The sequence below is a fragment of the Maribacter sp. genome, assembly GCF_049667165.1.
Classification (GTDB): Bacteria; Bacteroidota; Bacteroidia; order Flavobacteriales; family Flavobacteriaceae; genus Maribacter_A.
This window is the reverse complement of the sequence record NZ_JBATHS010000183.1, coordinates 40,744-50,339: the sequence shown is the minus strand read 5'-3', so window position 1 is coordinate 50,339 and position 9,596 is coordinate 40,744. Positions and strand designations below refer to the sequence as shown.

Sequence of the window (9,596 nt, the reverse complement as noted above, 5' to 3'; positions counted from 1 at the left end):
TGACGTGTGTAATATCATCCACATCGATACCTCGGGCCGCTACATCGGTGGCAACCAACATCTGTATCTGTTTTTTACGAAAGGAGTTCATGACCAAATCCCTTTGGTTCTGACTAAGATCACCGTGTAAGGCGCCGGCATTATAGCCATCCTCGATCAACTTTTCCGCTACTTTTTGGGTATCTCGTTTCGTTCTACAGAAAATCACCGAGAATATATCGGGATTGGTATCCGCGAGTCTTTTCAAGGCAGGGTAGCGATCTCGACCACCTACGACGTAATATTCATGTTGTACCGTAGTGGCACCGGCATTTTTTGCACCCACAGTAATTTCTTTTGGACTGTGCATGAATTTTTTGGCGATTATCGAAACTTCCTTCGGCATGGTCGCCGAGAACAACCATGTTGATTTTTCTTTGGGGGTATTCGATAGAATATCCTTGATATCCTCAAAAAAGCCCATATTCAACATTTCATCGGCCTCATCCAGAATACAATAATCAATTTTGGAGATATCTACCAATCGTCGACCGATCATATCTTTCATTCGCCCTGGGGTGGCAACCACGATCTGCGCCCCTCTTTTAACTTGTTTTGCCTGCTCTGTAATACTGGCACCTCCATAAATCGCAACGACATTGATGCTCTTTTCGTACTTCGCGTACAGTTTAAGTTCATTCGTGATCTGCAAACAGAGTTCGCGGGTGGGGGAGAGGATCAATCCTTGGGTAGTTCTACTTTCTCGATCTATTTTTTGGATCAAAGGAAATCCAAAAGCGGCCGTTTTACCCGTTCCGGTCTGCGCTAAGGCTACCAAATCGGTTTCATCTTCCAATAAAATGGGAATCGCTTTTTCCTGTACTTCCGAAGGGGTTTCAAATCCCAAATCGGCAACAGCATCCAATAGGGACTGCTGCAGTCCCAATGCTTTAAATTTTGTCATAATGTGTTTTACTTAATCGCAAATATGTGTGTTGTATAGAGCGATTATCGTTTATAACCCATTAGACTCAGCGCAACACCTGCCATACCGGCGGCAATTATTCAAGCTGCAAAGGTACGGTTATTTATTTACATGTGCACGACGGAAATTAGGGGGCCAAAGAATAGCCGTAAATAGAAAGGATAAGGCCAAAAATACCGCAGACCACCATTAGAATGATGAAGCCTTTCTGTAATTTAGGATTGTCATAGATGATGATACAAATCGCCCCAAGAACGATACTGATTTGAAAGAACAGCATTCCAATATCGAATTTATGGGTGGCTACATCATATTCATTGGCCAAAACTTCCCATTCTTTAACCCCTGTTATGGCACCCATTTCGCCATCCAAGTCTTGGGCCCATTCTTCTTTTGATATATTGGATGATCCGAGAAGTAATTCGGTCTTCTCATCCCCGTACTTTTTAATTTTAGCTTTTGTTTCCGTTATTTTCGAGGTAACAACCCCTTGGTTTTCAGGGGAAACTACGCCCGCATCCATTAAAGTTTCAAGATAGTTCAATTCACTTTCGTATAAACTTTCCTTTATGCTTTTGGATTGGTACCAACTGGAATAATTGGCCACTTTGTTATGGGCTATCATCATTTCTTCCTCCAGCTCCCCGTTCACCATCTGCGCGATAGCCATTAGTGCGGCAAAGAAAGCAATTAGGACACCTCCAATGGCCTCCGCATTTTCAGAAGCGACCGAAACTTGTACGGTATCTCCTTTTTTAGTGTCGTGTATCATAAATTTAAACTATTTAAATACGTGATTAATTGGTGGATTGCCTTTCCGCGATGGCTTATTTTGTTCTTTATATCCAAAGGTATTTCAGCAAAGGTTTTGGAATACCCTTTTGGCTTAAAAATAGGATCGTAACCGAAACCGTTCTTTCCTTTTTTTTCATGGATGATTTCACCCTCGACCGTACCTTTAAATAGGTGTTGATCGTTATTCAGGTTTAGGGCGATTACGGTTTCAAACCTTGCAGAACGGTCCCCGGCAGAAATTAATTCTTGAAGAAGCTTATCCATATTGTCATTGGCATTTGCCTGCTCCCCGGCATAGCGGGCAGAATAAACCCCAGGAGCTCCCTGCAATTGGGTTACCAACAAGCCTGTGTCATCGGCAAAACAAGGGAAACCATAGTTTTGGGTTACAAAATCGGCCTTTAGTTTGGCATTTTCCTCCAGTGTTTTGCCGGTTTCCGGTATCTCTTGGGTACACCCGATATCTGTTAAGGATAGAAGGGAGAGGTTCCCGGGTAATAGGGCCTGTACTTCCTTTACCTTATTTTGGTTGTGTGTGGCGAAAACCAAGTTCATTTCAACTATTGTTTACTTTTTATTTTTTAGGAAAACCCTATAAATTCTCTCTTTGCAGAGGAAATTCTTCCCAAAATAGGCGGGTTTCATTGAAAGGGAAGATAGGGGATTAGTATAAACCGGATCAAAAGTAGTAATTTTATTTCCCACTATTTTAATGATTCATGAAGTTAAAATTACCACCAGTGCTTGTTTTTGTTATTTTTTCAATACTAATGTATGTGTTGTCGCTAGTATTGCCTTTTGGCGATTTTGAATTTTTTGGCAGAAATGTGTTGATTTTGTTTTTATTCGGAATAGGCGTATTGGTGGGACTTATTACGTTGATCCAGTTTTATAACGCGAAAACTTCGATTGACCCTAGAACACCTTCCAAAACAACTGATTTGGTAACGGACGGTCTATATAAATTCTCTAGAAACCCCATGTATTTGGCGCTTTTAATGGTTTTATTGGCTTGGGGGCTGTGGTTGGGCAATGCGTTTAATGTGCTGTTGGCAGCCGGTTTCGTTAGGTATATGAACAAATTTCAGATTATTGCCGAGGAAAGGGCACTATCCGCTTTATATGGTAAGGCCTACCAACACTACTGTACCCAGGTGAGGCGATGGTTTTAGGGTTTAGAGAGAATAAGCACGTTTTTATTACTTATTTAGCTTATAAACAATAATATTAGTATATTAGCTTATTAAATATAAAAATAAGCTTTTTAGATTATACCTATGGTAGCGATAATTACAGGGGATATCATCAATTCGAGAGGGTATGAACCTACGGAATGGATGCCCAAACTCAAATCATGTTTGGCACAATGGGGTGATACCCCCACGACATGGGAAATATACAGGGGGGACGAAATTCAAATTCGTATTTCCGTTAGTAAGGCCTTGTTCGCAGCGATACAGCTAAAGGCCTTGATAAAAACAGTGAAGGGACTCGATATTCGCATGGGCATAGGTATCGGTGAAGAATCGTTTGTCGGTGCAGGCGTAAGTGAGTCCAATGGAACGGCGTACCAGCGTTCAGGCATAACCTTGGAGGCATTAAAGGAAAAAAAGGTACATTTAATGCTAACAACGGCAGACGAAGCATACAACCGTACCATGAACCTATTGCTAAAACTCGCCTCTGATTTTATGGATGATTGGAGTCCGGTTTCTGCCGAAATCGTATACCTTTCCTTGAGAAACCCGAATGTTTCACAGCTTAACTTGGCCGAACAATTGAATATCAATCAATCGGCGGTAAGCCAAAGAACAAAACGGGCACGATTGGATTTGGTTCAGGAAGTATTGGCATACTATGAATCTACTATTAAAAAAATCCAGGAATAATGTTGTTCATTAAACTTTTATTGGCCCATCTCATAGGCGATTTCGTAATGCAACCCCTCCGCTGGGTTATTCATAAGGAAGCGAATAAAATCACTTCTAAATACCTATACCTGCACGTGCTTGTACATGGTGCACTCATGATGCTGTTACTATGGGATGTAGGCTACTGGAAGATCGTGGTGATCATAATGATCAGCCATTATTTTTTGGATTTGGCCAAACTGTATGCGAATCCCTTATTCAAGAACAAGTCGATTCCCTTTTTTGTCGATCAGATCTTACATCTGGTGGTCCTGTATGGTTGCGCCTACTATGGAAATTTGTTTGACCATACCATGTATTTGTTGTCACAAATCGATTGGTCCTTGGTCACCGCCATTGTTTTTGTAACCTATCCTGCGGCAATTATCATGGGTGTACTATTGGAGGGAATGTCGAAAAAAATAGAACTTGACCATAAATCGTTGCCCAATGCCGGAAAGTATATCGGTATGATCGAACGTCTGTTCGTATTTGTGTTTATTCTCTTGGGCAGGTGGGAGGCCATTGGCTTATTGATCACGGCCAAATCGGTTTTTCGATTCAATGATCTTAAGGAGCGAAATAATAGAAAGCTTACCGAGTATATTTTGATCGGTACTTTACTAAGTTTCGGAATGGCCATAATTACGGGAATCATTTATACGAATACGCTAAATTAATTCATATCGAAATGACAAGATTGACATTATCCTTATTGGTAATTTTACTAATTAGTTCTTGCAAGGAAAGAACAAAGGATGAAAAGAGGGAACTACCCGAACCGGTGGTCGCTGAACGCTGGTCTAAAGAAAAGGCTTGGGAATGGTACAATGGCCAGCCTTGGTTGGTGGGTGCGAATTTTAATCCAAGTACAGCGATCAATCAATTGGAATTTTGGCAAGAAGACACTTTCGATCCCGAAACCATAGATCGGGAATTAAAATGGTCTGCGGATCTGGGAATGAACCTGCATCGGGTTTATCTCCACAATTTACTTTGGCAGCAAGATTCCATAGGATTTTTGAACCGATTGGATACCTATCTTTCTTTGGCGGATAAACATCAGATCAAAACCATGTTCGTTTTATTGGACGATGTATGGCATCCCATACCCAAATTGGGAAAACAGCCAGAACCTGTACCCCATGTACACAATTCGGGATGGGTCCAAGCCCCAGGGGCTGAAATTTTAGGGGATACTACAAGGCATAAAGAGTTAAAGGGGTATATAAAAGGAGTTATAAAACACTTTGCAAATGATAAACGGGTACTGGTCTGGGACATTTACAATGAACCCGATAATGTTGCAAACCTACCAGGAAGAAAGGAATTGGAAGTAAAGAACAAGCAGGAATACTCTTTATCCTTATTGAGAAAAGTGATGAAATGGGCAAGGGAAGTAAACCCATCACAACCTCTTACCACAGGTATTTGGCGTGGAAATATCGATCATTGGGGATCGTTAGACAGTTTACCCCCATTGGATAAATATATGATGGAACAATCCGATGTCATTTCCTTTCATGCCTACGAAGGTAACATGGACGATGTTCGTAGAAAAATAGTGGAACTTAAAGAATATAACAGACCGCTGTTGTGCACAGAATATGTGGCCAGGGGAGGAGGCAACACCTTTGAAACCATGATGCCCATTCTAAAAAAGGACAAAATAGCAGCGATCAATTGGGGATTTGTTGCAGGTAAGACCAATACGATTTACCCCTGGACAAGTTGGGATTCTACATTTACAAGTGAACCAAAAATATGGCATCATGATATTCTTCGACAAGATGGTACGCCCTATTCCATGGAAGAGGTGGCTTTTATAAAAGAAATGACCGGTACGGCTCAATAACCCAAACCATATCCAAAGGGATATAAGGGGTCTTTGGAATCATAAGGCACATCCTCTTTTTGGTTTTCAACGGCTTCTTGGGAAGATGGTAATTCAAAAGGTAATTTCCCTGAAGGCTTTATCTTTCCAAAAAGAACATCGACCAATACCTCATCACTTGTTCCGAATTCGGCAAACAATGCGGCGCTTGTCCCTGCAATTTCTGTCAAAATAGCAGGCCGTTCAAGGTTGGCAACCACGATTGAAGGTTTCTGTGAAATCAAGTCCAAAATCTCTTTTTTCTCTTCATCGGAGTAATAGAGGCGTCCTTGATGAAAGAATTTTTCCAAAAAGTAATCGCTACGTTCATCAAATGGAGTTCTAATTCGTTTAATGATGACATCGGCGTCTTCAGGATTCTTCACCAAGGTACCAGGGCCATCGAAGACTTCTGGTATCAACATGCCTTCTACATATACTTTGGTTCCATTTTTCAGCGGTAAAAGTGCATCGTTCTTTAATAGGACCATTGATTTGGCCTGGGCAATTTCCCCTTTTTCCCTGAAGGCATTTTGACCTGCTATTCGGGTTGCGTTTTGTTCATTTACATAAGGATTGTCAAATAGGCCTAAACGAAACTTATCGCGCATGATCCGTTTTATAGAAATATCGAGTCGGCTTTCGTCAATTAACCCTTCATTCACCAGATCAACAATCAATTCAGGATTATTTTCTCCACCAAATTGGTCACAGCCGGCATCAATTACCTTTTTAATCCGTTCTTTGTAGGAAAGATGTTCGACGCCCCAAGCACGACCTTCTCCCATTTGGGTATCGGAAATGATATTCCAATCGGTACAGACAACGCCTTGGAAATTCAAGGAATCCCGAAGCAATCCTTGGATGATGTCCTTATTGAATCCAAAGGCTACATCTTCACTGGTCTGCCCCACAGGAATTCCGTAATAAGGCATAATCTGGGCAGTATTCGCCTCAAAAGCACCATCGATAAAAGGAATGACGTGGTAGTCAAAATTGTCCCCCGGATATGCTTGTTCCTTTCCGTAAGGGAAATGAGGGTCCTCGCCATCTTTTTGCGGTCCCCCACCAGAAAAATGTTTGGTCATACAAGCCACGCTGTTTTGATCTAACGAATCTCCTTGAAAGCCTAAAACATAGGCTTTGGTCATCATGGCGGAAAGTTGCGCATCTTCCCCAAAAGTTCCATTGGAGCGACCCCAGCGAGGTTCTGTGGCCAAATCGGCCATAGGATGCAATGCCAATCTAATTCCTACCGCCGTATATTCCTGTCTTGCGATATCCCCAAATTCCCTTACCAATAGCGTGTCCCTTGTTGCCGCTAACCCCAAAGAACTTGGCCATTGTGAAAATGCAGGGGTGTAAAGTGCCGCCCCGGGATTGTTTTGGGTGCCATGTCTGGGGTCCGTGGCAATAGTTATAGGTATACCTAACCGTGTTCGTTCGGCCATTTTCTGGATATTGTTGTTGTATTTGGCCATTTTATCGGCATCCAACGAAGCCAAAATATTAAAACTGTTCAACTTTTGCCTAACGATCATCTCAGAATTGGACGGTAGAATGAACGACATCATAAAGGTGATTGGATCTGTTGAAATTGCGGGGGTTTCCATGGGTTCCCCATCCGTAGTGGTACCGATCATGGTAATGTACATAGATCCTGCTTTCTCCTCCAGATTCATCTGCCTAACCAAATCGTCAACCCTATCTTCAATTTGGGCGTTCGGATTTTCGTAGGTATCCAGTTTTCCGTTCTTGTTCAGATCCCGAAAAGAAATACCACCCTGGCTGAGGGTAGGGGCTTCAACCCCTAAGAGCTCCATATTTTTGTTAGATTTACTTTTCATACTGAAATAGGCAATGGCAAACCCTAAGACCAATACGGTTATGATACCTAAAATCAGATACTTAAGAATTTTTCCAAACTTCTTCATGATGTGGTTTCAAAAATTAGCTTTAAAGTTAATTAAAAGAGTAACTGAAAGCTTCCTAAAAGTGATGATATTTTTAATTTAGAAATTCACAATTTGGGATGTATCAAAAAGTTAAATCCATAATATTGCCCTAAAAACCGCAAACTACCCGGACTTTTGGAAATAAAAGGATAATCCGACAGATTTTATAATTAATTTTGTCCCCTTTATTAATCAATAGGGATTTCAAGTGGGAAGAAAGTACGTTTTTGATTTTGACAGCACCCTAACAAGGGTAGAGGCTTTGGATGTTCTTGCCGAAATGACCTTGGAAGGGAAATCCAACAAGGAGGAAATAATTCAAGAAATTCAACACATTACCAATTTAGGTATTGATGGGGATATTTCGTTCACCGAATCATTGGAGCGAAGAATAAAGTTATTGAAAGCGCATAAAGACGATTTGGATGGCTTGGTAGCGGAATTACGCCAAAAAATATCCAAATCAATAGCATCGAACAAGGAGTTTTTTGAAAAATTCTCGGATGATATTTATGTGATCTCCTGTGGGTTCAAAGAATTCATAGACCCCATCGTTAAAGAGTATAATATTCCTTCGGAAAGAGTATATGCCAATACCTTTGAGTTTGATGAGACGGGTTACATCATTGGTTTTGATGCAAAGAACCCTTTGTCACAACACAACGGAAAGATAGAATGTCTTCAACAGATGAACCTAGAAGGAGAGGTTCAGGTTATCGGGGATGGCTATAGTGACTATGTAATGCGTGAAGCGGGTATTGCCCATAAGTTTTTTGCGTATACAGAAAATGTACATAGGGCAAAGGCGGCTGACAATGCCGATCATGTAACACCCAACATGGATGAATTTCTTTTTGTAAACGACCTACCTCGTAATATCTCCTATCCCAAAAATAGGATCAAGATTCTTTTGTTGGAGAATGTGCATCCTGCTGCCTTCGATAATCTATCGGAAGATGGTTTTGCAGTTGAATTGGTAAAGTCCAGTTTATCGGAACAGGAATTGATTGAAAAAATAAAAGGGGTTCATGTACTGGGAATACGTTCAAAAACGCAAGTAACCCAAAAAGTATTGGATGCGGCGAACAAGCTTTTGGTAGTGGGCGCCTTCTGCATCGGAACGACACAGATAGACCTTGATTATTGCAAGAAAAAAGGGGTTGTGGTTTTCAATGCTCCTTATAGCAATACACGTTCGGTTGTTGAATTGGCCATCGGAGAGATCATTATGCTTATGCGAAACGTTTTTCCTCATAGCACAGAGATCCATAACGGATATTGGAATAAAACAGCCTCCAATTCCAGGGAAGTGCGGGGTAAGAATCTGGGCATTGTGGGTTATGGAAATATTGGGAAACAGTTGTCGGTATTGGCCGAGGCTATTGGCATGCGCGTGTATTATTACGACATAGACGATAAATTGGCCATTGGGAATGCCGTGCGATGTGAAACGCTCGAAGATTTATTGAATGTATCCGATGTAGTGACCTTACATATCGATGACAATAAGGCGAATCAGAATTTTATTGGGGAGCGTGAGATAAAGCAAATGAAGAAAGGGGCGATGTTGATCAACCTTTCACGAGGTTTTGTGGTTGATATCGAAGTCCTTTCCGAGGCGTTGAAAAGTGGTAGACTTGGCGGGGCTGCCGTAGACGTTTATCCCGAGGAACCAAGGGGCAATGGAAAGTTCCATACAGAACTACAAGGACTTTCGAACGTAATCCTTACCCCCCATATTGGGGGCAGTACCGAGGAGGCCCAACGTAATATTGCTGATTTTGTACCGAATAAGATCATGGATTATATCAATTCGGGCAATACTGTCGATGCGGTGAATTTCCCGAATATAAGATTGCCAAAACAAACCAATGCACACCGGTTTTTGCATATTCATAAGAACGTTCCTGGTATTATGGCCCAAATCAACAAGGTATTGGCCAAATACGAACTCAATATCATTGGGCAATATCTATCTACCGATTCGGATTTGGGATATGTGATCACTGATTTGGACAAAGAGTATAATAAAGATGTGGTAAAGGCCTTACGTCAGATTGATAATACCATTAAATTCAGGGTGCTTTACTAAAGTGCAC

General features: G+C 41.4%; 9 protein-coding genes. 5 read left to right on the top strand and 4 right to left on the bottom strand.

Going from position 1 to position 9,596, the window contains the following annotated elements; all coding sequences use genetic code 11:
- The 3 genes from WBM98_RS09650 to WBM98_RS09640 form a co-directional block, all read right to left on the bottom strand.
- On the bottom strand, window positions 1-943 hold a 943-nt coding region (locus WBM98_RS09650; protein WP_424365813.1), incomplete at its 3' end, for a DEAD/DEAH box helicase.
- A gap of 148 nt (window positions 944-1,091) precedes the next feature.
- On the bottom strand, window positions 1,092-1,736 hold the full coding sequence (locus tag WBM98_RS09645; protein ID WP_424365812.1) for a DUF4337 domain-containing protein: 645 nt from the start codon (window positions 1,734-1,736) through the stop codon (window positions 1,092-1,094).
- On the bottom strand, window positions 1,733-2,314 hold the full coding sequence (locus tag WBM98_RS09640; protein ID WP_424365811.1) for a non-canonical purine NTP diphosphatase: 582 nt from the start codon (window positions 2,312-2,314) through the stop codon (window positions 1,733-1,735). The genes WBM98_RS09645 and WBM98_RS09640 overlap by 4 nt, the downstream gene beginning before the upstream one ends.
- A gap of 164 nt (window positions 2,315-2,478) precedes the next feature.
- Between WBM98_RS09640 and WBM98_RS09635 the strand changes: the two genes are divergently transcribed.
- From WBM98_RS09635 to WBM98_RS09620, 4 genes are all read left to right on the top strand, one after another.
- Window positions 2,479-2,931: a methyltransferase family protein gene (locus WBM98_RS09635; RefSeq protein ID WP_424365810.1), complete on the top strand. Its 453-nt coding sequence runs from the start codon at window positions 2,479-2,481 to the stop codon at window positions 2,929-2,931.
- Window positions 2,932-3,036: 105 nt separating this feature from the next.
- Window positions 3,037-3,648, top strand: a complete 612-nt coding sequence (locus WBM98_RS09630) for a SatD family protein (protein WP_424365809.1) — start codon at window positions 3,037-3,039, stop codon at window positions 3,646-3,648.
- A complete protein-coding gene (locus WBM98_RS09625) occupies window positions 3,648-4,349 on the top strand; it encodes a DUF3307 domain-containing protein (protein WP_424365808.1) in 702 nt (233 codons plus the stop codon). Before WBM98_RS09630 ends, WBM98_RS09625 begins: the two co-directional genes overlap by 1 nt.
- A gap of 11 nt (window positions 4,350-4,360) precedes the next feature.
- Window positions 4,361-5,524 carry a cellulase family glycosylhydrolase gene (locus WBM98_RS09620; protein ID WP_424365807.1) on the top strand — a complete coding sequence of 388 codons (1,164 nt, stop codon included), beginning with the start codon at window positions 4,361-4,363 and terminating at the stop codon, window positions 5,522-5,524.
- Here WBM98_RS09620 and WBM98_RS09615 read toward each other — a convergent pair.
- Window positions 5,518-7,476, bottom strand: a complete 1,959-nt coding sequence (locus WBM98_RS09615) for a glycoside hydrolase family 3 N-terminal domain-containing protein (protein ID WP_424365806.1) — start codon at window positions 7,474-7,476, stop codon at window positions 5,518-5,520. The two genes, WBM98_RS09620 and WBM98_RS09615, sit on opposite strands and share 7 nt — an antisense overlap.
- 229 nt (window positions 7,477-7,705) lie before the next feature.
- Between WBM98_RS09615 and serA the strand changes: the two genes are divergently transcribed.
- Window positions 7,706-9,589, top strand: a complete 1,884-nt coding sequence (serA, locus tag WBM98_RS09610; protein WP_424365805.1) for a phosphoglycerate dehydrogenase — start codon at window positions 7,706-7,708, stop codon at window positions 9,587-9,589.
- Window positions 9,590-9,596 lie beyond the last annotated feature (7 nt).